This window comes from Collibacillus ludicampi, assembly GCF_023705585.1.
GTDB classification, from domain to species: Bacteria; Bacillota; Bacilli; order Tumebacillales; family BOQE01; genus Collibacillus; species Collibacillus ludicampi.
Window position 1 is genome coordinate 1839863 of record NZ_BOQE01000001.1, and the last position, 22907, is coordinate 1862769.

21 protein-coding genes, 2 pseudogenes and 1 CRISPR repeat array are annotated in these 22907 nt (G+C 44.9%); of the genes and pseudogenes, 15 read left to right on the forward strand and 8 right to left on the reverse strand.

What is annotated here, in order from left to right; all coding sequences use genetic code 11:
• Positions 1-4: 4 nt before the first annotated feature.
• The 5 genes from DNHGIG_RS09315 to DNHGIG_RS09335 all read left to right on the forward strand — a co-directional run bounded on the left by DNHGIG_RS09315 (position 5) and on the right by DNHGIG_RS09335 (position 4215).
• Entirely contained in the window at positions 5-391 is a 387-nt protein-coding gene (locus DNHGIG_RS09315) for a sirohydrochlorin chelatase (RefSeq protein WP_282199376.1), read from the forward strand.
• 93 nt (positions 392-484) lie between these two features.
• Positions 485-700, forward strand: a complete 216-nt coding sequence (locus tag DNHGIG_RS09320) for an aspartyl-phosphate phosphatase Spo0E family protein (protein WP_282199377.1) — start codon at positions 485-487, stop codon at positions 698-700.
• A 500-nt stretch (positions 701-1200) separates the two neighbouring features.
• The gene (codY, locus tag DNHGIG_RS09325; RefSeq protein ID WP_282199378.1) at positions 1201-1980 is read left to right on the forward strand and encodes a GTP-sensing pleiotropic transcriptional regulator CodY; all 780 of its coding nucleotides are present in this window, start codon (positions 1201-1203) and stop codon (positions 1978-1980) included.
• A 59-nt stretch (positions 1981-2039) separates the two neighbouring features.
• Positions 2040-2711 carry an endonuclease III domain-containing protein gene (locus DNHGIG_RS09330; protein ID WP_282199379.1) on the forward strand — a complete coding sequence of 224 codons (672 nt, stop codon included), beginning with the start codon at positions 2040-2042 and terminating at the stop codon, positions 2709-2711.
• Between the two features lie 322 nt (positions 2712-3033).
• Positions 3034-4215 carry a M20 family metallopeptidase gene (locus DNHGIG_RS09335; protein ID WP_282199380.1) on the forward strand — a complete coding sequence of 394 codons (1182 nt, stop codon included), beginning with the start codon at positions 3034-3036 and terminating at the stop codon, positions 4213-4215.
• A gap of 85 nt (positions 4216-4300) precedes the next feature.
• On the opposite strand, the gene DNHGIG_RS09340 is transcribed toward DNHGIG_RS09335, so the two are convergent.
• Positions 4301-4723, reverse strand: coding sequence for an Hsp20/alpha crystallin family protein (locus DNHGIG_RS09340; RefSeq protein ID WP_282199381.1), 423 nt, complete (start codon positions 4721-4723; stop codon positions 4301-4303).
• A 270-nt stretch (positions 4724-4993) separates the two neighbouring features.
• Between DNHGIG_RS09340 and DNHGIG_RS09345 the strand changes: the two genes are divergently transcribed.
• From DNHGIG_RS09345 to DNHGIG_RS20975, 9 genes are all read left to right on the forward strand, one after another.
• Positions 4994-6223 (forward strand): alanyl-tRNA editing protein, encoded by a 1230-nt coding sequence (locus DNHGIG_RS09345; protein WP_282199382.1) that lies wholly within the window; start codon positions 4994-4996, stop codon positions 6221-6223.
• Between the two features lie 189 nt (positions 6224-6412).
• Positions 6413-7372: a CRISPR system precrRNA processing endoribonuclease RAMP protein Cas6 gene (cas6, locus tag DNHGIG_RS09350; protein WP_282199383.1), complete on the forward strand. Its 960-nt coding sequence runs from the start codon at positions 6413-6415 to the stop codon at positions 7370-7372.
• Positions 7373-7430: 58 nt separating this feature from the next.
• A complete protein-coding gene (locus DNHGIG_RS09355; RefSeq protein ID WP_282199384.1) occupies positions 7431-8432 on the forward strand; it encodes a helix-turn-helix transcriptional regulator in 1002 nt (333 codons plus the stop codon).
• Between the two features lie 61 nt (positions 8433-8493).
• Positions 8494-11298, forward strand: a complete 2805-nt coding sequence (locus DNHGIG_RS09360) for a DEAD/DEAH box helicase (RefSeq protein WP_282201397.1) — start codon at positions 8494-8496, stop codon at positions 11296-11298.
• The gene (locus DNHGIG_RS09365; protein ID WP_282199385.1) at positions 11295-12008 is read left to right on the forward strand and encodes a CRISPR-associated endonuclease Cas3''; all 714 of its coding nucleotides are present in this window, start codon (positions 11295-11297) and stop codon (positions 12006-12008) included. Before DNHGIG_RS09360 ends, DNHGIG_RS09365 begins: the two co-directional genes overlap by 4 nt.
• A gap of 13 nt (positions 12009-12021) precedes the next feature.
• The gene (locus tag DNHGIG_RS09370) at positions 12022-14619 is read left to right on the forward strand and encodes a hypothetical protein (protein ID WP_282199386.1); all 2598 of its coding nucleotides are present in this window, start codon (positions 12022-12024) and stop codon (positions 14617-14619) included.
• On the forward strand, positions 14616-15575 hold the full coding sequence (locus DNHGIG_RS09375; protein ID WP_282199387.1) for a hypothetical protein: 960 nt from the start codon (positions 14616-14618) through the stop codon (positions 15573-15575). The genes DNHGIG_RS09370 and DNHGIG_RS09375 overlap by 4 nt, the downstream gene beginning before the upstream one ends.
• A gap of 12 nt (positions 15576-15587) precedes the next feature.
• Positions 15588-16355, forward strand: a complete 768-nt coding sequence (locus tag DNHGIG_RS09380; protein ID WP_282199388.1) for a hypothetical protein — start codon at positions 15588-15590, stop codon at positions 16353-16355.
• A gap of 194 nt (positions 16356-16549) precedes the next feature.
• Positions 16550-16645 carry a nucleotidyltransferase domain-containing protein gene (locus DNHGIG_RS20975; RefSeq protein ID WP_369414698.1) on the forward strand — a complete coding sequence of 32 codons (96 nt, stop codon included), beginning with the start codon at positions 16550-16552 and terminating at the stop codon, positions 16643-16645.
• Between the two features lie 493 nt (positions 16646-17138).
• A CRISPR array of direct repeats spans positions 17139-17767; the repeat unit is 37 nt; unit sequence GTAACATTGATGACCCGAGTAACTAGGGGACTGAAAG.
• Between the two features lie 379 nt (positions 17768-18146).
• Here the strand turns inward: DNHGIG_RS20975 and DNHGIG_RS09385 are convergent.
• Together DNHGIG_RS09385 and DNHGIG_RS09390 are read right to left on the reverse strand one after the other, a co-directional pair.
• The gene (locus DNHGIG_RS09385; RefSeq protein WP_282199389.1) at positions 18147-18347 is read right to left on the reverse strand and encodes a hypothetical protein; all 201 of its coding nucleotides are present in this window, start codon (positions 18345-18347) and stop codon (positions 18147-18149) included.
• Between the two features lie 87 nt (positions 18348-18434).
• Complete coding sequence (locus tag DNHGIG_RS09390; RefSeq protein WP_282199390.1) at positions 18435-18890, reverse strand: GGDEF domain-containing protein; 456 nt, start codon at positions 18888-18890, stop codon at positions 18435-18437.
• 120 nt (positions 18891-19010) lie between these two features.
• On the opposite strand from DNHGIG_RS09390, the pseudogene DNHGIG_RS09395 reads away from it, so the two are divergent.
• A pseudogene (locus tag DNHGIG_RS09395) lies at positions 19011-20232 on the forward strand (IS256 family transposase).
• A gap of 192 nt (positions 20233-20424) precedes the next feature.
• Here the strand turns inward: DNHGIG_RS09395 and DNHGIG_RS20980 are convergent.
• From DNHGIG_RS20980 to tnpA, 5 genes and pseudogenes are all read right to left on the reverse strand, one after another.
• The gene (locus DNHGIG_RS20980) at positions 20425-20643 is read right to left on the reverse strand and encodes a transposase domain-containing protein (protein WP_369414699.1); all 219 of its coding nucleotides are present in this window, start codon (positions 20641-20643) and stop codon (positions 20425-20427) included.
• Positions 20586-21573, reverse strand: a pseudogene (gene tnpC / locus DNHGIG_RS20985) (IS66 family transposase). Before tnpC ends, DNHGIG_RS20980 begins: the two are co-directional and overlap by 58 nt.
• A 200-nt stretch (positions 21574-21773) precedes the next feature.
• A complete protein-coding gene (locus DNHGIG_RS20990) occupies positions 21774-21983 on the reverse strand; it encodes an IS66 family transposase (RefSeq protein WP_369414753.1) in 210 nt (69 codons plus the stop codon).
• Positions 21984-22065: 82 nt separating this feature from the next.
• Positions 22066-22422 (reverse strand): IS66 family insertion sequence element accessory protein TnpB, encoded by a 357-nt coding sequence (tnpB, locus tag DNHGIG_RS09405; protein WP_282198834.1) that lies wholly within the window; start codon positions 22420-22422, stop codon positions 22066-22068.
• Positions 22416-22733: an IS66 family insertion sequence element accessory protein TnpA gene (gene tnpA / locus DNHGIG_RS09410; RefSeq protein WP_282198835.1), complete on the reverse strand. Its 318-nt coding sequence runs from the start codon at positions 22731-22733 to the stop codon at positions 22416-22418. Before tnpA ends, tnpB begins: the two co-directional genes overlap by 7 nt.
• Between the last annotated feature and the right edge of the window lie 174 nt (positions 22734-22907).

Consider the following 22907-nt stretch of genomic DNA (forward strand, 5'->3'; position numbering starts at 1 on the left):
TTTCTTGTCAAGGAAAGGCATCTTGCTGATTGCACATGGTTCACCGATTTTAGGTGAGACCGATGCGTTGTTTGCCATCGCACAAGAGGTACAAAGAAGGCTCCCCGATAGTATCACGGAGGTCGCCTTTCTTGATTTTAACGAACCGCGGATTGAAGAGGGAGTCAAGAGGTTCATGGTACAAGAAATCAGCGAATTGATTCTTGTTCCATATTTTCTATCGAATGGATTTTTAGCAAAAAAAGCATTACATCGGGCCGAAATAGCGGCGAAAAATCATCTTCGCGTGCCTGTTCGTTGTGCCGTCCCGATCGGTTTTGACGAGCGTTTGCTTGATGTAATCAAAGAACGGATCGAAGCCGTTAAGTATACAAAGGAATTTGAAAAATGAGTACAAATTCGACAAAAACTATCAAAATATCCTATGGATATATATGGAAGGATGTCGTATACTGAGAGTAATAAATGATTCGGGGGTATAGGGATGGCAACTGAGATGAAGCTCCTGCAAACGATTGAACAGGTACGTGAACAAATGTACAAAGTTGCTCGTGCCAACCGCATGAACTTGGTGGCCGATGACATCGTTTCGATCAGTCACACACTCGATTGGTTGCTCGTCAAAGTTCAGCGGGAGCGAATGGAAACCTGGAGAAGGAAACAAAAGCGTTCCTTGGTATCAGGGAATGATGGTAACTAAACTGCAAACCGGCTCTGCCCAAAGGGCAGGGCTTTATTTTTGCCCTGTTGACATGCCCCAAGATACTTTTCACTGATCTGTTGCTTCGTAACGGCTGAGGCGGTTAAGAAATATTTTTAATAAATTGTATGACCATTCAATAAACGTGCAATAATTGAAATAGGATCCGGATATCGAATTCTTATGTTGCAACATGATGCATTCGATGATATAATCAAAAATCGTGTGAAATGGGAGATCACTTAATGAAACGAGCAAATTCGAGGGTTTCAAACGCTTGAAATAAACGGGAACTGTTTCGAAAAATCTTTTGTATCCGCCCAAGGCAAGTGTAAAGTATGATAAATTTTGTCAACTTCTTAAACATTTCTAGAAACTTAGAAATTTTTGAAGAAAGATGCTTGAAAATCGACAAAAGATGAAATACTGTTATTAGTGGTTTATCCGCAATGACCGGTCATGCTAGATGAAAAAGAATTTTGATGGAAAAGGTGATAGAGATGGAATTGTTGGAAAAAATTCAACGGTTTAATCGGATGTTACAAAAATCGGCCGTACAAGGCGTAGATTTCAAAGAATTGGCGAAACTGCTTTCCGAGATGGTGCATGCAAACGTCTATATTGTAGGCAAACATGGCAAAATCCTCGGTTACGGGCTGGCCGAATATGAACTTACCCTCGAATGGAATCAAATTATGAATGTGGATCGTCGTTTCCCTGGCGAGTTTAATGAACATCTTCTGCGAATCGACGAAACGGTGAAAAACATCGAAGATAAGAGCCAGTTCCTCGTGTTCTCCGAAGAAGAAAATGAAGTATTCAAGAAGAAGAATATTACGATCGTGCCGATCCGCGGGGGTGGGGAACGCCTCGGTACATTGGTTCTCGCACGTTTGCAGAACAAGTTTGAAGATGAAGATCTGATCCTCGCCGAATACGGGGCTACGGTTGTCGGGATGGAGATCATCCGTTCCGAACAGGAAATGATGCAAGAAAATGCACGCAACCGTGCGATTGTAAGTTTGGCGATCGAATCGCTTTCCTTCTCCGAACAAGAAGCGATTCAGCATATCTTCCAAGAGCTTGATGGCAGCGAAGGTCTCCTTGTCGCTTCGAAAGTGGCGGATCGTGTAGGTATCACTCGTTCCGTGATTGTGAACGCCATCCGCAAGCTGGAGTCTGCCGGCGTGATTGAATCGCGTTCTCTTGGAATGAAGGGTACGTACATCAAAGTCTTGAACCCGTTGTTCCTTGAACAATTGGAGAAATTAAATAAATAATGATAGAATCAGAGATGCCCTTATCTAGTGGGCATCTTTTTTATTGAGAGGTGCAAAGATTGCTGAATGGGGATGGGATTTTGCTCTCCAAGATTTACGACGCACTTTTTCAGTATTTTGGTCCACGGCATTGGTGGCCTGCCGAAACGGCGGAAGAAGTCGTGATCGGCGCGATTCTTGTGCAGGGTGTTGCTTGGTCGAATGTTGAAAAAGCCATTTCCCGTTTGAAACATGCCGGATTGCTTTCTTTAAACGCCATCCATCGTGCGGATGAATCCGTGCTGGCGGAATGTGTGAGATCGACGTTATATTATCGGATGAAAGTGAAAAAGCTTAAGGCTTTCGCTGGCCATATCGCGCAACATTACGAAGGAAAGCTGGAAAGTCTGTTTGACAAGCCGATGGGAGAAGCGCGAAAGGAATTGCTTCAGATCTACGGAATCGGTCCAGAAACGGCAGATTCCATTCTCTTATACGCGGGAGGGCTTCCTACATTTGTGGTGGATGCGTATACGCGGAGGATCTTTTCGCGTATGGGGTATGTGGAGGAGAAGATTCCATACGAAGATTTGCGGAGATTTTTTATGGAGAGGCTCCCGCAATCTACCGAATTATTTAATGAATACCACGCACTCCTCGTCGAATTAGGAAAACAGATATGTACAGCCCGAAAACCAAAGTGTGGTATATGTCCGTTGGGAGAATGGTGTAAAGGCAAGGACAAGATATGATCAATGGTCTTTGCGAATACAGGTTGTCCTTGTGAGTATTCGTTTGGGTATATTTGGTGCTGACGCCCGCGTAAAATTGATCACATTGAAAAATAACAGGATCTCATTTGCATCCTGTTATTTTTTATAGTCGAAAAATTTCACCTTCGCGAAATTAAGGTACATCATTATAATTTTGGATATAACCTTCAATCAACCGAAAATAGCACATCGATGAATCTGTCATATGACGATTTGTTTGCGAACGACCCTATCCCAATCATCAGAAATCCATACGGTTTCACAATGGCAGTTCATAATCATACGGAAAGGGGAATGCAAGATGATAACAGAAACGCTCGCATCTGTCATCGAGACGGTCAAAGAAGAGGTGATTCGATGGCGGCGCCATTTTCATCAAAACCCTGAGCTCTCGTTCCAGGAAGAAAAGACGGCACAGTTTGTTTATGATACGCTTCAATCTTTCGGAAATTTAAAAGTCTCCCGTCCAACGAAGACGAGTGTGATGGCACGCTTGATCGGGGAACAACCGGGGAAGGTGCTCGCGATCCGAGCGGATATGGACGCTTTGCCTATACAGGAAGAAAACGATTTTGAGTTCGCATCGAAAAATCCTGGCGTCATGCATGCGTGTGGGCATGACGGTCATACGGCTATGTTGCTTGGAACGGCAAAAGTTCTTTCCAAGTTGAAAGACCGGATAAAAGGGGAAGTTCGTTTCCTGTTCCAACACGCGGAGGAATTGTTCCCAGGCGGGGCTGAGGAAATGGTGCAAGCCGGTGTGATGGAAGGGGTTGACATGGTCATCGGGGCCCATCTCTGGACTCCTCTTGAAAGCGGAAAGATCGGTGTCGTTTATGGTCCGATGATGGCAGCTCCTGATACGTTCTGGATTACGATCAAAGGGAAAGGAGGTCATGCGGCACTTCCCCAACAAACGATTGATTCGATCGCGGTCGGAGCACAGGTTGTCATTAACCTGCAGCATATCGTCTCTCGTAACACAGACCCTCTCGATCATCTGGTCGTTTCGATTACGAAGTTTGTGGCAGGAACGACACATAATGTCATTCCGGGAACGGTAGAAATGTGCGGTACCGTGCGTAGCTTGAATCCTGAACTGCGCCGTTCTGTTCCCGAACTTATGGAGCGGATTGTTAAAGGGATTACGGAAGCGCACGGGGCAGACTACACATTCAAATACGAATATGGTTACCGCCCGGTCATCAACGATAGGGAAGTCACTCGAGTCATTGAGGAAACCGTTCGCGAAGTGTTTGGCGAGGAAGCCCTTGATCTCATGAAACCGAACATGGTCGGTGAAGATTTCTCTGCCTTCCAGCAAAAAGCACCCGGTACCTTCTTCTATGTGGGAGCGGGTAACAAGGACAAGGGGATCATGTATCCACATCATCATCCACGTTTTACAATCGATGAAGATGTATTGGAAAACGGAGTAAAAATGTTCGTGCACGCGACGTTCAAATTGCTGAATCAATCATGAACAATAACATTACCGGTAGAATTGGTTGTGCATGTTACTAAAACAAAGGAAGGAGAGGCCCTTCACGGATCCCCTTCCTTCCATACTAGCTAAAGTCAATATCAATTTGTCTGCCGGTTTCTTGATGGATTTTCGGCAGGCGAATTTCCAATATGCCGTTTTTATAACTCGCTTTGGCGCCCGCTTCATCCACAGGGGAAGGAAGAGACAGCGTTCGAGAAAAATGTCCGTAGAAACGTTCCTGCCGATGGATATTTTCTTCATGCTGTTCGGTCACTCGCTCGACTTTTCCGCTGAGATGAATATGATCTTCGTGAACGGTAATCTTGACATCATCCTTTTTCTCGACTCCCGGTATTTCCGCTGTGATGATTACCTCTGTTGGCGTTTCATGGATGTCCGTTTTCGGAAACTCTGAAACTCCTTTGAAAACGTCACCGAATGTACGCAGTGAATCGAGAAATTCAGGGCGAAAGATATCAGATGGCAAACGTGGTATCAATGCCATAAAAAAACCTCCTTATTTTTTGCTTCCCGCATATTGTAACCAGATTTTCCGAATGGATTGCAAAAGTTTGGCGGCGTCTTTTGTCATTTTTAAATGATGAGATCGGATCTATTATGATCAGGTTTAAAAGTAGTTTTTCTGATTTAAGACTTGCGAAAGGGGAGCCATCTCTATCGTTTCTTACCTTCACGGCTCTGGTTTTGTGCGTATGGATTCTGTATGATATCCATGAAATGGTTCGGTATTTTCAGGGAAAGGGGAGAGATCCTCGTGACGCGCAAATTGTATTATGAAGATGTGTATCTGCGTGAATTTACAGCACATATCGTTGAAATCGGCACGGCAAACGGTACTCCTTATGTGGTATTGGATCAAACGGCGTTTTACCCGACGGGAGGTGGACAACCGTGCGATCACGGATCGATTCACGGAGTTCGGGTCGTCGATGTCGAGAAAGTCGGCGAGCGGATCGTCCACCATTTGGCCGAGCCGCTCTCACTCGAATCGTCCGACCCACGTGTATATGGACAAATCGATTGGGACCGCCGCTTCGATCATATGCAACAACATACGGGTCAGCATATTTTGTCTGCCGCGTTTGAACAGCTGTTTCATGGGGAGACGGTCGGATTTCATCTGGGCCGTGAGACGGTGACTGTCGATATCACTTTGCCTGCTCTCGATCAGGAGATCGTTCAACAGGTAGAATCATTGGCGAACCGCATCGTCTTTGAAAATCGCATCATTCAAGCGCGATTTGTCGAACCTGAAGAATTGAAGCAGTTGCCATTGCGTAAACCGCCCCAAGTGCGTGAAAACATTCGTATCGTTACAATTACCGATTTTGACCACAATCCTTGCGGCGGAACACATCCAGAGAGAACGGGGGAAGGCGGCCCCATCAAGATTCTCTCCTGGGAACGGTACAAAGGTCATGTTCGCGTTGAATTTGTTTGCGGATGGCGTGCATTGAAGGAGATGAGCGAGAAACAACAGATCCTGCGCCAATTGATTCTGCAATTGACCTGCGGGGAGCATGAACTTCCGGCCAATGTTATTCGACTGCTCGACGAACGAAAAGATAAAGAAAAGGCGTTACAGGAAGCGTGCAGTAAATTGCTGGATTTCGAAGCGAACGAATGGGTCAAACAATCCGTGCCGCGACATGGTATCCATCTGGTGACTCGAACGTTCGCAGAACGTTCGATGCAAGAAATGCAGCGGCTTGCCCAACAGATCACGGCGCGTGATCCCTTGGCTGTAGTCCTGTTTGTCTCAGGGGGAACGAAAACGCAACTCGTTTTTGCCCGCGGTTCCGACGTTCGCGTCGAAATGAACGCCTTGCTCAAAGAAACCCTCCCGCTGATTGCGGGCAAAGGGGGAGGAACTCCCGCAATCGCACAAGGGGGCGGCGTGACATCACAATCGCCGGACGAAGTTCTCGCACACGCGGTGAATCTGTTGGAGCAGAAGCTAGAGCAGATTGTCAAAGGGAAGTGAATGGATATAAGTCTTTAAGGAAGAAACGCGGGGGACGAATTTGAGGGAAATGCGGCCCTCGCTATTTGCTGAAAAAGTGTCAGAAAAGAAAGGATCATTGGGGTATGAGAATATGAAATTGGGAAGGAATTATGGATGATAAGGAAGAATTAGATAGAATATGGTTCTTTTAGGAAAGGATGATTAGTATTGTTAGAAGAGTTACGTGTAGCCCAATATCGATTTGTAGTGGAAGCAGGGGAGCAAGGAATCGAATTGCCTATATTCAAAACAGCCGCTTTGCGCGGAGGATTTGGACAGGTCTTTAAGTCACTCGTTTGTACATATCCGAGTCTTGAGTGTAAACATTGTTCTCTGTCAGAAACATGTCCATACCCTTATGTTTTTGAAACACGACCGAACCAAGATGCGGAAATTCAGCAATCTTTCGATAATATCCCAAGACCTTACATCCTGCGTGCAAGCCTCGACCGGCAAACGCGGTTTCAACCGGGTGAGACGTTTGTGTTTGATTTGGTACTGATCGGTCAAGCCATTACATACGCTCCTTACTTTATTTATGCATTCGATCGTTTGCTTGAAACCGGAATTGGTTACGGAAGGAGACCTGGAAAACTTCTTAGAGTAGAAGGAATAGATTTGGATACGCATCTTTCCTTTTGCATCTTTGACGGTCATACCAAGCGGCTGATCGGCAAAGAGTTCGTTTATTCGGGTCAAAGCATTATGGAAAAAGCGAAAAAACTCCGTCCCCAAAAGGTGACTCTGTATTTCCAAACTCCTTTTCGGACGAAATGGCAAGGCCGTTATACAGATCGGACAGATTTTCATATCATCATACGTTCTCTGCTAAGGAGATTATCAAGTATTTTCTACTTTCATCATCAAATAAAACTTAACATTGATTTTAGCCATATCATTCGGAAAGCAGAAGCTATTCAAATAGTTTCGGATAAAACACGATGGATGGATTTTTCACGTTTTTCCGCTCGTCAGGATACAAAGATGAACCTTGGGGGATTCGTCGGATGGGCAACGTATGAAGGGGACTTGGAACCATTTGTCCCTCTTTTGCTGGCAGGGGAACTCTTGCATGCTTCAAAACAAGCTGTGTTTGGTCTTGGGCAGATTCGATGTGTGTGGGGTTAGTCATGTGTGATCTCTTGACCCGTTTTAAGGGGACGATCTTAGTTTTGGGGGTCTAAGGGTGAGAAAGAACATTGAACGTCACATGTGGCCGCGGCTCTATAAAATCCATCACTTATTGTTGAAAAAGAGATATCCTTCTCGTCAAGAATTGGCCGAACGATTAGAAGTGAGTCCCCGTACTATTCAGAGGGATCTTGATTTACTAAGAGATGAATTGGGGGCTCCGATCGAGTATGACAAAATGAGAGGCGGCTACTATTACACGAATGACCAATTCTCTTTAATTCCTTTACATCTAAATGTGCAGGAACAATTGGCTCTTCAACTAGCTTATTTATTCTCAAAACAAATTGCAGACCCTCTTCTGCAAGATATGATGTATTCGGCTATGGAAAAGATTGTTTATCTATTTCCAAACCAGGTGAGCATGGATTTGGAAGAATGGGACGGAATCATCTCTTCGGCTCAGGATACGTTTTATAACCAACAAATGAGAGATCATTTTCTTTTGATTCTAAATGCCATCGAGAAGAATCAATGTTTGGAGATGGTCTATCATTCGTTTTCCTCACAAACGGTGCACAATCGAAGAATCGATCCCTATCATCTACGCAAAAGCCGCGGCACATGGTATCTAATCGCTTATTGTCATAAACGTAACAGTATGCGCATGTTTGCCCTGCAAAGAATTCATTCGTTACGCATACTTGATGAGACATTCGAACGTCAACCATTTGATATAGAGGATTATATGAAGGGAGCTTTCTTTGAGGAAAGAGGAGATCAGGTCTTCGAGGTGGTTCTTCGCTTCTCGGCTAAACAGGCTCCTTACATTAAGGAACGGATATGGCATAGCAGTCAGGAATTATACGAAGAAACGGACGGATCAGTGATTTTGCGTCTTCAGGTGAGTGGACTCGATAGTATCAAACGATGGGTCTTATCCTATGGCAAAGAAGTGGAAGTGATCGAACCTTTACAACTGAAAAATGCTGTATTCGGCGAAGTGAATGAACTCGTGAAACAATATGAAAAAAATCTGCGCAAGTTTTCGGAGTGACAGTTGATGTCACTCTTGGCGGGTATGATAGAGGTGTAAGGGGTGAATACACTTGGAACGTGTGAGGGTTTCCGTGACGAATCAACCGCCTGTCGAAGCAACCGGCGTAACGGGGGATGAAATCGATCTCTTCCAAAGGTATATAGGCGATACGCGAAGGTTCCCCTTTGAACACCAGGCTCGAGCATTCCAAATCATCCGCGAAGGGAAAGAGTGTGTGCTTGTTGCAGGGACTGCGGCGGGAAAAACATTATCGGTTGTGATTCCTTTGCTTTTGCGGGTTCAAAAAGGACTGTCACGAAAAATCTTGTTTCTTTACCCCGCATTGGCACTGCTGGAGGACCAGCTACAGACGATACGCAGAGTGGCTCAGTCCATCGGTTATGAGAACGCGATCGGTCATATCTACGGGGGAATGACCAGAAGAGAGCTTACGGAGCAATTAACGAAGCCGATCCTAGTGGCGACACCGGATGCGATCTACTGGTTTGTCGAAAAAAACACAAAGTATGGCCCCTTGTTTTTGTACAGCCTTTGTCAAGTGGACGATATCGTGATCGATGAAGCACATATCTTGTCAGGTCTCATGGGGGAAAATCTGAAAGCGTTTCTGGACCGACTCAACGTTCTTCGCACTCAGTTTTTACATAAAAAACGAATACGGGTTCACGTCTTGACGGCTACACCAACAGAAGTCGTTGACAAGTTGTCCAAAGGTGAGAAGGTGTATGGCCGATCCAAGGTGGGAGAAGTAATTTTTGAAGCGGAGTTGTTAAGTAAGGGAAACACTGAATCATGGTTGCAATTGATTCAGCGGGAAGCAAATGGTGATTTTCGCCGTATGATTGTCGTTGTCAATTCCGCCAAACGAGCGCATCAATTATTTTTTGCTTGCAAGGAAGAACAGCAGAATAGCAAGAGGATCATGCCTTTTCTCAGACAGTTTGGTTGGATACGTTTGCAGGATGTCGGACGGGTTCTTTATACACAATATCCGCATCTTCTATCCACTGTTGAAGGGTGGATGCGTGAACAGACAGAGCATATTCTTATTCCTTTACAAAATTTGTATGATGATGACAATCTTCTTGTTTCGGCGGGCACCTTGTCGGAGTGGGGGGAGTCATGGACGGAGCGGTGGAAGAAGAGAATTTCTAGTGAAATAAAAGAATTTTTTCAAAAAGAGAGTAAGAGGAAGCTGGAATATACCTTAAACGGGAAATGGAGAAACCATCAAGCACTCATGCGATTCGGGCGTCTTACATATCAAGACTATCAGCGAACGATCGACCAATATGCGGAACATCTGATTAGGGCATGGGAAGCGAATATTCACACGCTTGTGGAAGAATCGGACGAAGCCGTATTGACAAAGAGAGGTTTACAGGAATTCTTCCGAACGTTATCACTTGATCCTCTCTTTCACGGGATTGCTGATGACCTGAAGAACGATGTATTTCGCCAGCGAATCCCGTTACGTCATGTGAACACTCCTTTCGAAAAACTTCTTACTCTGCCTCTTCCCTCGATACCGATTCGTGAAGTGGAAGAAGTGTGTATAAAGCTGGGGATTTCTTTCGAATCTGTTTTTCAGGCATGTATGAAACAGATTCAATTGAAATATATCGGATTCTTGCAAGGGACGGATATTCCGGTCATTCTCTATACAGGCAGTATGACCAAGAGAGCGAGAAATGGTTTGATAGAGGCTTTTCAGTCTGACGAGATCAGACAGGCGATCCTCATATCCACGAGTGCGGTTGAGGTGGGGGTGGATTTTGATGCGGATCTGTTACTTTCGGAGGAATGTACTTCGAACTCTTTTCTGCAACGATTTGGAAGGGTCGGGAGAAGAGGTGGCAATTTCCAGCGTGTGGTTCTCTTGACACAAGACGGTGGGTTATATGGAAAATTCCGCAGGGCATTTGAAAACAAGGATCGACTAACGAGAGAAGAATTTTCGGAGGAAATTCGTTCCCTCCTTCCGGAACGCAAACATTTGAATTCTTCTCCTTATATCCACCTTCTGCACTCCCATGTGACGAGAAGATTGGGGGAGGTCGGCCGGTTAATCGCACCCGATCAACCAGAAGTGGAACGATTGTTGCTAGAAAAATGCGGGTTTCGCTACGGTCTGCGCAGTACACTTCCCCAAGTCGAGTTACTTGATGAAGGTATCGGTAAAGATCCGTTTCAGATTTTGTCCTATATTCCGAAAGAACAATTGCGAACACATTATGATTCATTCACAGTTGCAAAAGCGGATGTTTTTTTCGATCAGCTGATCTATATGAAGCGAATGTATCGTATACTGATCAATCAAGATGCGACATTGAAACAGATGAAAGTTATGTTGTACTGGCACAAGGGTCAATTGCACGGGATTGATCCGACCATTCTCATGCAAGCCGCTACACGTGGACAGCCTTGCTTCTATCAAAATACGGTCCATGCGGTTTTAAATCGTCCTAACGCTTTGAAACTGGCGTTGAGCGAAACACATATGGCGAAATTTACTCAGGTTTATCCTTATTTACAAGCGATTCAAGAGAATCCAAAACTCAATCGGTATATTCTCGGGATCGGAGATATTATTCTTCAACGTGGAAGCGGACATGATTTGCACGACCTGATCGATCAAGAGGATGACCCGATCATATTAAGAAACCAAATGTTCCTGTATTGTCCTTATGAAGCGGGGCGGGATAGCAAGGATACAATTTCGTGGGAAGGGTTCGAACAAGAGTTGCTCGTTTTCCGTAATGAGGATTATCCGGAGTTCAACCAGCCGTTCGGGCATATTTTGATTGACCGTGTGGCGGGAGCATGTGTGGAAATGTACAGAAGGATGGTAGAGACTGCATGAATCTAGTGGATAGGATGAATAAGGCTGTTGCCAAATCTTTACCCAGAGTCAGCCTTTTTGAGCATAGTTTCGGTGTCCTTCAGATCGTCGATCATATGATACGGCAAACGGAAGGATACTCGAATGATCAGGCGTCTGTTCTGCGGCTCGGTGCATTTCTGCACGATATCGGGAAATTGAACGCAGACTTTCAAGAAATGCTGCTTTCATCGGACAAAAGCCAGATGAAACGGGTCAAGCATGAAGCTCAAACATACCAGTTTTATGAAGATGTCATGAACGAAAGAAATGATGTGGTTGAATGGCTTGCGGAAGCCCTGAACTGTAGGGTCATCAATCCAAAGGATTGGGGAGATGTATTTGCGTTCGCTGTTACCCATCACGGTTTGTTTTACAGTTCCCTGGAAGAAGGAAAGTGGCACGCACGGCGAGAATGGACGCGGATGAGTCCGAAAGAGGAACGGCGTATCACATTGGCCGATCTGATGATCCGCTATTATCCGCTAGGAGGAGCAGTCATTTTTGCAGACATGCTTCATTCGGAACAATTGTCTAGCGGACGGGACAACGTCTCCGAAATCAAGGGAATGAAACATCCAAGTGACTGGCTGCTCTATGTCCGCCGGAGAAAAGAGGAGTTATTCCACGTAAAAGAAATCGATCACGAGACGAGGATCCCCTTGGATCTTTTGGAACTGTTAATCGCATGAGGGGGTGACATTCATGACGATCAATGAGCAAGTGCAGCAATTTCTTCTCCGCCATCATTGTCCGATTGATGCAAACGAGATACTGGAGAACGTCAAGCGGGGAGTGCCGTATCAAAAATTACCTTGTCCGTCAGGAGACTTGTATCTGATTCAACTCTATCACCCGGTCATCCTGAGGAGAGAGATATTCCTGGGCAACGTGTTATTTAATGCATATCTTGGTCTGACGATGAAACACGCGTTGGACAACCATGAAAAGACGGATGCGCTTCCGCTCTTTAACGACCTTCATTCTTACTATTTTCTTGTTCATACTACTGTGTCATTAGCTGAATTAATGGAACACGTATACAAGGCATGGTATGACGGATTGGAGGATCTGTATTTTTCCGATCCATCGCCTGAGGAGATGTATACATATGCGCAGAGGGGATACTTTGGACGCTTCTCGGGGATGTTTGAAAATTATTTCAAAAGTAACATTCAACCGTTTCCTTTAATGATTATACCACTCGCTTACGTGAAGAAGTTGGAACGCGGGGTTCGCTCTTACCTGCTGGAGAAACTGCATTCAGGAACCTGGTCTGAGGGGATTGCTAATTTTACTGCCAATTTTAGTTTCTTCTATGGGCAAACAAGCGGCGGAGCGGGAGATGTACAAAGCTGTCCAAACTTTTTAAGAAGGCTTGTTTCGGAATATAGAGTTATTGAACCTGATGAGATGATCGCTGCTTTTCATTTACCACACGAATCGGATTTCAATAAACAGGAAGTAAAAGATGCCATACACTCAAAGTTATTCGCCAAAGGGAAACAACCTTCGTATGATCCTGAGGCTTTAAAAACGGTTTTTCAGAAGGCCCTGGATCATTTCGCACAATCGATTGAGTCAACTCAAGATCATCTTGGGGAGTCTGAATGGCTGTGCCGTTACCATCGTGAAAAGGGGGTTTTTTTGGATGAATCACCTGAGACGCTTTTACGTGAATTGACAAGAGGAGTGACCATTGCAGGGCGGACTGTTTTTGATATAGAGGAAAGTCGCGAAATCGCTGATCAGGAAACTTGTTTACTATGTGGGTGTTATCCTGCAAAACTCGAAGGGGCTACGATACTATCATCCGATTCGTTCAGTAAGTTTCATAATCATTCCATTAATCGAAAGTCAAACGAAAAGCGAATTTGCAGGAATTGTGCCTTATATGCGTATCTGAATGTTAAGTTGTCAGGTTCGAAAAGTGCTGGTATCGGTCAGATTCCACGCCAAGGAAACATCGTCTTTCATTATGGCGATTATTTGGATGGGGAATTGGACGAGGTCATCAAGAAATTCGAGGAAAAATACCGTAGCTTATTCCGAAGCCAGACCGAAGAGAAAAATGGAGAAAATCCTTCAGAAGAAGTTCCATTTGCTTTTTTGTCGGAACTCGATTCTGAGCACATCGAAGAAATACAAGAAGAAAACTTGCGTTCCATGTTCAGGGGCAACGATAATGGCCAAGCGCTTGTTTTGCCGATACATTTTGGACGGCAACAGTTGATCATTTTCGTTTTTCCAGGACTGAATGATGATATTCAAAAACGGTTGGATGTAAATTGGTATTCCACATGTCAAATTTTAAGCTGGTTAACTTCCGTTGGAGGCAAGGAAGGCCCCTACTATTACCTGTCTTTGCCCCGGCCGGAACAGGTGCTTAAAAATCGCTCCATTCTCGTGATCAATGATCAGGAATACGATACAGATACAGCGATTCATTTGCATAATCTGTATCTGCAGGTCGTTCCTGAATTGTCTAAATCTCGTGCGAAAGATGGATTTAAGTATCAGATGATAATGGCGGAGCGAGTACAGAGGGAACCATTAGGGAGATTCAGTGATGCCATACGTAATTGGATGCAGGAAAAGAAATTTTCAGCGAAAAGACAAGATACGTTTTTCGCAGTCTATGGAAAGATCCACGATATTCTCGATATGGAGGGGTTGTACATGTCGGAGGAAAAGAAGATCCTCGATGAGTTTTCCAACCGAATGTTCTTTACATTAGACATGCTCGGAATCCTCACAGAATATCCCGGGGATTTGACAAATCGCCCAAATGCGTATGAAAAATGGCCCCGAGAATTAGTGGGTCCTTTGAAGAAAAAAGGAGCCAACATGCGCTTTGTCATGGAACAGTGGAAAAACCGGGTAATCCGCGCCGCTTTGGCTTCAGCTACTGAACGGAGAATCAGCGAGTCAGAACGTCAATCGTACATCGAGCAACTCCACAAATTTGAAGCGTGGTGCTGGCAGTATGAAGATACGATTGTGCGTCATGCGAACCATTTGCTAACAAGTTTGCTGGCAAGAGCGTTTGTTTATCTTTATACGGTTCGAGCGCTGAGCGAATATTATTTGCAATTACATAAAGATCATCCGGAAATGTTGTCGAAGGAAGCAGTCCTGCAGAGATTTGAGGAAGATGTCGAGCAGCGTTATCAAGAATTGAAAAAAGAGGGGCGCATTGATCCTCTTCTCAAGGAATGTTCCATGCACCATCTTATGAAATATATCAACTATTACAAAAAGAAAATATCCAATCAAATCACAAATGGAGGCGAAAAAGCATGAGTTTGGAACAAATCCGTGAATGGTTGAATCCGATCGAAACAGTCTTGAAACTGGAAGGCGGGAAAAAGAAGAACGAAAAAATGTTGCCGCCGGTTATGAAACGAAACGTAGTAACGATCATCGGCGTCAAGAGAACAGTGGGGCGTTTTCTTCCTGTCTCCCATGAAGGATATTCCAATGAAACGTATGTAGATAAAGTTGAGTTGCTGAATCGTGAGAGGGCGGAATTCATTGCCCGCAAATTAAAAGGAATCGAACGACGGGCCCATATGTCCCTGTACAGAGAATTAATCGAGAAAACGGTAGAGAAAGAATGGAACTTGGCGTTTGAAGAATTGTACGGAAAAGCGTGCACCATTCCCTCCGGACTCTGTGTTACTTGCTGGAATTGCTCCTTATTTGGGGCATTGGAAGCAGGCAAGGGCGGAACATTTTCACGAATCCGTTATTTTGACACTTGGTCATTCGAATCTACGGATGAATGTGTAGCCAGCATCCAGTCCGGAGAAGGCATGGGGATTGGCAACACTGTCAGCGAAGATCTGCGAGAGGAAAGAGGGGCTGATTCCTATCATTTATATGAATACGTAAAGCCTGGAACTCATTTTCCGTTTATTACAATCATTGAAAGCCCGACATCTCTTGATTTGGCAGGATACATTCAAGCGGTTCGCATGGCGGATCTTCATGGTTATGGGAAATATAGCGCTAACCATGGGAAGTTTGAGACCACCTTCCTTTCCGTCGCGCCCGGTATGCCGCGCTTCTCCATCTTGACGATGTTAGAGAATGTGGAGGGCGATGTTATCAAAGGATTGGAAAGAAAATTCACAGACGGCACATTCGCTTTTGACGCTCCTGAACAGTCTGTGATTCTCGGTCATAACGAGATTCTTTCCATTGGTCATGAGCTAGAAAAAGAATTTGCGGATTACGTAAAAATCGTACGTCAATAGGGAGGAAGCCAGGTGTATGCGCGTGCCTTACTTCTCCGGAACTGTGGACGATATACCTTGGTTCGCTCCGACTTCGGGTCGGATTATATAACGTGTCGGTTTGTTAGCGAAGAATCTTTGTACGCAGGGTTAACGAGAGAACAGGCAAGAAAGTTCGGAAGGATCGAACCGAACATGGGGGCCGATTTTGCAAAAGCGTACGATATATCAGCGTATCCCGTTTGGTTTACTCCAGGAGTATTTATTCATTCTCTGGACAAAGAATTTGATGTTGTTCACACAGGACGGTTGAAATATAACGTGATTGAAGAAGCCCGCCCTTCAACAAGTGAGAGTATAGTGTATGACAAGAAGGGCGAATGGAAGAGTGGTTCGCGAAACAATTTAGCTACATTTGGATCCATTGAGTCGGTTTTGCCCAACCAATTGCTTTATACGATTGGAATCAGTGAGGACAAAGAATTGTTATCTCGTTATCAAAGGCAAGATGTTTATCTCATGGGAAAAAAGCGTACGATGTTTGAAGTTGTCGATGTATCGGAAGTGACTTCATTGGAAGAGGAAGAGTTTCAAGAAACCGTTCCTGTTCAAGTGCAAATGAATCAACTCAACCAATACGCCTCGTATACGATCCTAGATGTGAACGCTCGGTATTTTCTGGTCGAAGGAACGTCATTGAAATGTTGGCGTGTAAATACTCACCTCCTGGGTAAACCTTTTACAAAGTATCTTCCAGGTGTTTTTGTTGAGAGGGCGGAGGAATTGTTTTCGAAAAAATAAACGCTTTGTTGCGGACGTGGATTTGCAGGGGCTGGGGCCAAAGTCTTGTCTTTCTAAACGAGGGGGACCCCGCCCTTGCATGTTACTTTGTGGATATTTAATAAGAATTACATTTCAACGTAATAAACAAACTATACTCGACCAAAACGGATGTTATCTTCTGTTATGGTTTAAAAATCCTCTAATTTGCAGCTATGTACACAGCAAGGAACGTTCGTATTTTCGGATCGCAAGCTCGCGGAGAGGAAAACGAATACAGTGATGTGGATATGCTCGTTCGTTGCATTTGAAAACCCAAACTTACTCAATCAAATATCCTTGAACTGGAAGATCTCCTACATTGCCCGGTTGATCTACTGACAGATTCATCAATTCATCCGCTGTTACGTGATGATATCTTGAAAGATGCGATTCACATTTAAAACGTTAACAATGCAAATAAATCATGAATGTGAAGGGGAAGCTACTCATAACGAAATGAGCAGTAGATTCCAAAAGAAAGTAGAAGTAATTTCACGTTTATTGTGAAATAAAAATAATAAAAGAGAATCGAGTATAATGAAGGGGACGTCCCATACTTTTTATAGGGGAGTACTGGAAATACTTATCAAATGGTCATGACTCATGAAATTACGGACTTCTGGATGGTCAATTTGTCATTTTCGAGTCAACTCCCATTTTTCCAACAAAAAACCAATCCTCGAAAAGTACACCTTTCCGAACAAAAAGCCGAATCCGCGAATACCGCGCCTGGCTTAAATTCTCGTAGTGCCCGCAAATGCGGTAACATTCATGACCCGAGTAACTAGGGGACTGAAAGAAAATACTGGCGATGAGAAGCGTGTACGGTGCGCAAGGTAACATTCATGACCCGAGTAACTAGGGGACTGAAAGTCAACGTCCAATAAAAGAGCACCACAAAGAGAAGCGCGTAACATTCATGACCCGAGTAACTAGGGGACTGAAAGTAAACAAAAGTCAGTCGAAGCCATTCAAAATTGATAAGTAACATTCATGACCCGAGTAACTAGGGGACTGAAAGTCGGGAGATCCAAACTACGTTGCACGACAACGATGAGTAACATTCATGACCCGAGTAACTAGGGGACTGAAAGAGCCCAGAACAATAAAATTAAAAAGCAACTTAGAATGTAACATTCATGACCCGAGTAACTAGGGGACTGAAAGTCGCCATTCCACAAAAGCATCCGAGCATAGAAGGTGCGTAACATTGATGACCCGAGTAACTAGGGGACTGAAAGCTCAGACACAACCCGGGGACACTCATTGATTCGTTATTGTAACATTGATGACCCGAGTAACTAGGGGACTGAAAGTCGATGAGAAGAGTGAGGAGCATATCGTCCTCACTCCCGTAACATTGATGACCCGAGTAACTAGGGGACTGAAAGGTCAGTTCCTGTATCTCACGCTTAAACAGATCCGCATGTAACATTGATAAACAGGGAATCTAGAAATCCGGTAGAAATAACAGGTTACGATGTGAATGGTCTGTTGAAGGAAGAAATACTTACAAAAACCCTAAAATCCCGAACACTAAGGCTTCTTCCTGGGTCACGAATGCCTGATCTTGGCATGCCAAACTCCCGGTTTGAGGTTGTTTTTCTTAAACCGGTATTTCTTTTTCAGATTTTTAACAATTAGCAGCGCTTGTTTTTATATAGAATGCCAGACTTCTGCTTCGCGCTCGATCCAGCCCTTGTACCGTTTTCTCTTCCGCTAAGGCATGATCGCAACGAGTGCATCTTTTTTGGATCTTTCGGTATTTACCTAAGTTGGATGCGCTTTGGCTTTATTCTTGATCTGGACTTTGTCCATTGTTCTCTCTTTTTCGCAGATTTTCCGGAACATGGGTTTGTCTTTTCCAAGCGGGGATCGGTTCCAATTCCAGTTTCCGTAGTGAAATGAGCGGAACGTTGCTTTGTGGATACGTGCCGAGTTAGTCTGGCGTTCCGTATGTTTTGTCTTCATACAGTGCGAATCCTAATTCTGTATCTTTTATGTAATCACTTATTATCGGAATATATGGTTATTTAAGGGGTGCAAAAATTTTTGTGTTTATATAGAAGGATAACCTTTTTTATTTGAAAACTTTAACTTATACATATCCTTATCTGCGTTCTTAATTAAATCATCAAGACTGCCTCCGTTGTCCGGATAAATGGAGTTTCCTATTGAGATTGAAATATTTCTCCTTATTTCATTAGATATTTTTTGTAGGTTTTCTTCAATGCGTTCTATAAATGGTAATGAATCATCACATGATAAAATGATAAGAAATTCATCTCCTCCCCAACGGGCAACAATGTCCGTCTTCCTTGTGTTTTGCAACAAAGCGGTTGATATGCTTTGTAACACTGAATCTCCAATTTCATGTCCAAATGAATCATTAATCTTTTTAAAATCATCAACATCGACAATAAAAACCTGTATTCGCTGATTTCGTTTTTTTGCCTTGGCTAATATCTTAGGAAACGTTTTATATACAAATCTTCGATTATACAGCTCAGTCAAAGCAAGTTGAGTCCGATATACTGTGTAAAAATGGTTCAGTAATCTAGCAAAAATTGAGCCATTTCGCTTCCTCTTTGGTAGAATAAGGTTGGCGACTAATCTACTAAGGAGGAATGGAAAATGGCTCAATATCAGATTAACCTAAATGATGAAATTTTGCACGGTTTATTTCAGAGGGATGAAGCGGTAGCTCGATTAATCGAGCAAGTATTGAATCAGGTCCTTCAGGCCCAGGTTACAGAACAGCTGAAAGCAGCTCCGTATGAGCGTACCGAAGAACGTCAAGGATACCGGAATGGTACACTCCCCATACTCTCACTACACGAGTAGGGACGCTCACGCTTCGCGTTCCAAGACTCCGGAATGGTCAATTCTCTACAGACCTTTTCATGCGCTATCAGCGGAGTGAACAAGCTCTCGTCTTAGCCTTAATGGAAATGGTGGTCAATGGGGTCTCCACCCGTAAGGTAGCCAAAATTACGGAGGAATTGTGTGGAACAGAGTTCTCAAAATCAACGGTGTCGGACTTGTGTAAACGCCTGGATCCCATTGTACATGCCTGGAACAATCGGAACCTTAGAGAGCATACGTATCCCTTTCTCATCGTGGATGCCATGGTTTTAAAAATCCGGGAAGAGGGACGTGTGCGTTCTCGGAGTGTCATGATCGCAACGGGCATTAACGAAGAAGGATATCGTGAAATCCTGGGGCTGATGCTTGGAGACAGCGAATCGGAAGCAAGCTGGACAGAGTTCTTTTCATGGCTCAAAAGCAGAGACTTGCGAGGCGTGGATATCGTCGTCTCGGACAGCCATAGTGGGTTGGTAAATGCCGTAAAAGCGCAATTTCAGGGATGTACGTGGCAACGTTGTCAAACTCATTTTATGCGTAACTTACTGGATGCTACACCCAAGTCCCTACAAGGGGATGTCTATGGGCGTGTAAGAGCGATTCTTGACGCTCCTGACTTAAAACGGCGAGAGTCTTACTGAACCAGGTGATCGAAGACTATTACGAAAAAGCTCCACGTGCTATGCGGGTGCTTGAAGAAGGATTTGACGATGTGACAGCTGTATTGGAGCTTCCAGAACGTTATCGCAAGCGATTACGCACAACCAATGGCCAGGAGCTCCTGAACGAAGAAATCCGTCGACGCGAGCGGGTGATCCGCATCTTTCCCAATCGAGAGTCCGCCTTACGGCTGCTTGGTGCGTTGCTGATGGAGATGGATGAGAAGTGGAGTACGGGCCGTCGCTACCTGGACATGACTGAGTACTGGGATTGGCGCAAAGTACAGAAAGAGACTTTGAAACAGGCTTCCAAGGTACACCATCTTCGCTAGACGACCTGTTCTACCAAAGAGGGGATTTTACACACAAATTCGGACTTGATCGTCAAAGCATCTTTGTCCGCGTAATATTTTGCTTTGTCATATTGTTTTCCACATAACCAACAAATACCTAACGATACGATGTCGGTAATGTAAGCGTAAAATAATCCCCACCTTTTGAAGATATGGGGATTTTTGTATGATTTACGTATTCTTTTTTATAGTCCGGCAGGTAAGCGGTAGGCTTTCTGACCAAGGGAGAAGCTGATCTAAGAAATCTTTGTCTTTCATATCTAGGTTAGGTAGTTTCTCAAAGAGATAGGTAAGATAGGAATAGGGATGTAATCCATTTTCTTTCGCTGTCTCTATGATACTGTAAATGATCGCACTCGCCTTTGCACCACGCGGGGTATTGGAGAACAACCAGTTTTGCGACCGATCACAAACGGTTTGATCGCGCGTTCACTTCGGTTGTTATCGATCTCCAATCGCCCATCTTGTAAAAACGCCTCTAATTTTTCCCACTGGTTCAGACAATACAAGATTGCCTGACCGAACGCACTTTGGGCAACACTTTCGGTTTCTGGGTACGTAGCCATGCCAAAAAGCATCCAACACAGGGCGGCTGCGTTCTTGACGGATTTGGTAACGTTCCTCAGGCGTGCACTCCTTTAAGTCCCGTTCAATCGCAAAGAGTTGATTGCAGAAATTGAGTCCCTCTTTGGCTGCTACCGGTGACGAGCGCTTCGATTCAGGCAGCGCCTTGAGTGCCTCATCGAATTTGCGCCGGGCGTGAGCCCAACAACCGACCAGGGTCACATCCGGTATCCCATGGTAACCCGCATAGCCATCGACGTGCAGGTACCCTTTGAAACCGGAAAGAAACTGACGCGGGTGTTTGCTCGCCCGTGTCGTCTGGTAGTCATAGAGGATGATGGCCGGACCTTCTCTCCCGGTGCGGTACAGCCATAGATAAGAAGTCGTCTGTGCGGCCCGACCCGGTTCGCGGAGCACTTGTAAGGTCGTCTCGTCTGCGTGCAGAATGTCCTGCTTGAGTAAGTGCTCGCGCATGCGATCATAGAGCAGACTCAACCAGGTATTCGCTCCGTAGAGGATCCAGTTGGCCAGGGTCTGACGAGACAACTCAATCCCCAGGCTTGCAAACTGTTGCTCTTGTCGGTAGAGAGGCATGCTCTCCACATATTTTTGACTCATGATATAGGCCATACTGGAAGCAGAAGCCAAACTCCCCGGAAAGACGGGGGCAGGCATAGAGGCTGTGACTATCGGCGTACTTGTCTCCTCACGCTCACAACGGCGGCAGGAGTAGACGTAACGGACATGCTTGACCACTTTGACTTCGGCCGTTAATCTTCAGCTCTTGCCGTATCTCCGTGCTCATTTCATGCAAAGAACCACCGCAACACGAACAAACCTGCTCCTCAGATGGCAGGCGATACTCGATCGTCTCCACTGGCAGGTTTTCAAGCAGGGTTTCCCGGTGGCCGCGTTTTTGGAGCGGCGGTACGTAATGGTTTCGAGGGTAGGCTCCTCTACAGTGGGATCTGCCTCCACCTCGGCTTCGTTAAAAGCTCAAGCTGATCGGCATTCGTTCGTTCGCTCGAAGAGCCAAACCGGCGCTGTTGGCTAAGACGAAACTGCTCCTCATACCACTTCAGTTTGGCGGTCAGTTCCGCATTTTGCTTTTTCAGCCAATCGCATTCTTTTGGAGATCTTCTATTGTAGTAGGGGTCGGGTTCAATGTATGATTTTTCATAATACTATTGATTTGGACAATGTACAGCCAATTCCTTTTCCATTCAAAAAATAGGTGGATGTGTGGAATCATACGATTGTGCGCGCGGTCACCGCAGGGTGAGCTTGTCGCTGTTCGAGAGATAAACCATCGAGTAGCCAACGCAACTCCCGACGACTGATTTTCAACGGTACGGAGCTCGCTTCTTCCGGCCACTGAAATTTTCCTTTCTCTAACCGGCGGTAATAGAGCCAGAAACCGTTGTGTTCCCAATGAAGAATCTTCAGTTTATCTCGCTTTCGATTGCAGAAAACGAAGAGACAGGGCGAGAAAGGGTCGAGTTCAAACTCTTCCTTGACGAGCACAGCTAACCCGTCAATCGATTTCCGTAGATCGGTGCTTCCGCAGGCCAGATATACTCGCTCTACAATAGCTTCGCTTAGCATAACGTTTGGAGTGTTCGCACGACGTCGGCCAGCAGCGCAGGATCAAAGCCAGGCTGGATCTCTACGGTTACTTGCCCTACTCTAACGAGCAAGGTGTTTCTAGACTCGTCAGTCTGCCCGTCCACTTCTGCCGATATCCACTTGGATGATGGGGTCACAGCGGCTTCTTTGTGTTCAATCTTCCGGAGCCAATACCGGAACTGATGAAGCTTCAACTGATGAGCTCTACACCAAGCTGATGCGCTCTGTCCGCTAGCCCGAAAAGCGGCGATCCGTACCTCCCACTCTTTTCTCAGTTCTGCATGGGACATTGAAAATTCTCCTCTCCGAATATCTTGAGGAGATTATCTCAAATACAATACGAGGTTAGTAGGTGGGAAGTATTTGACGCTTACTCGGTAATGATCTCATAAGGTTGAATATATCCATACGTCCTATAGTAAAAGATTAGTAAAGTAACTATAACTATTAAATCCAAGAGGACT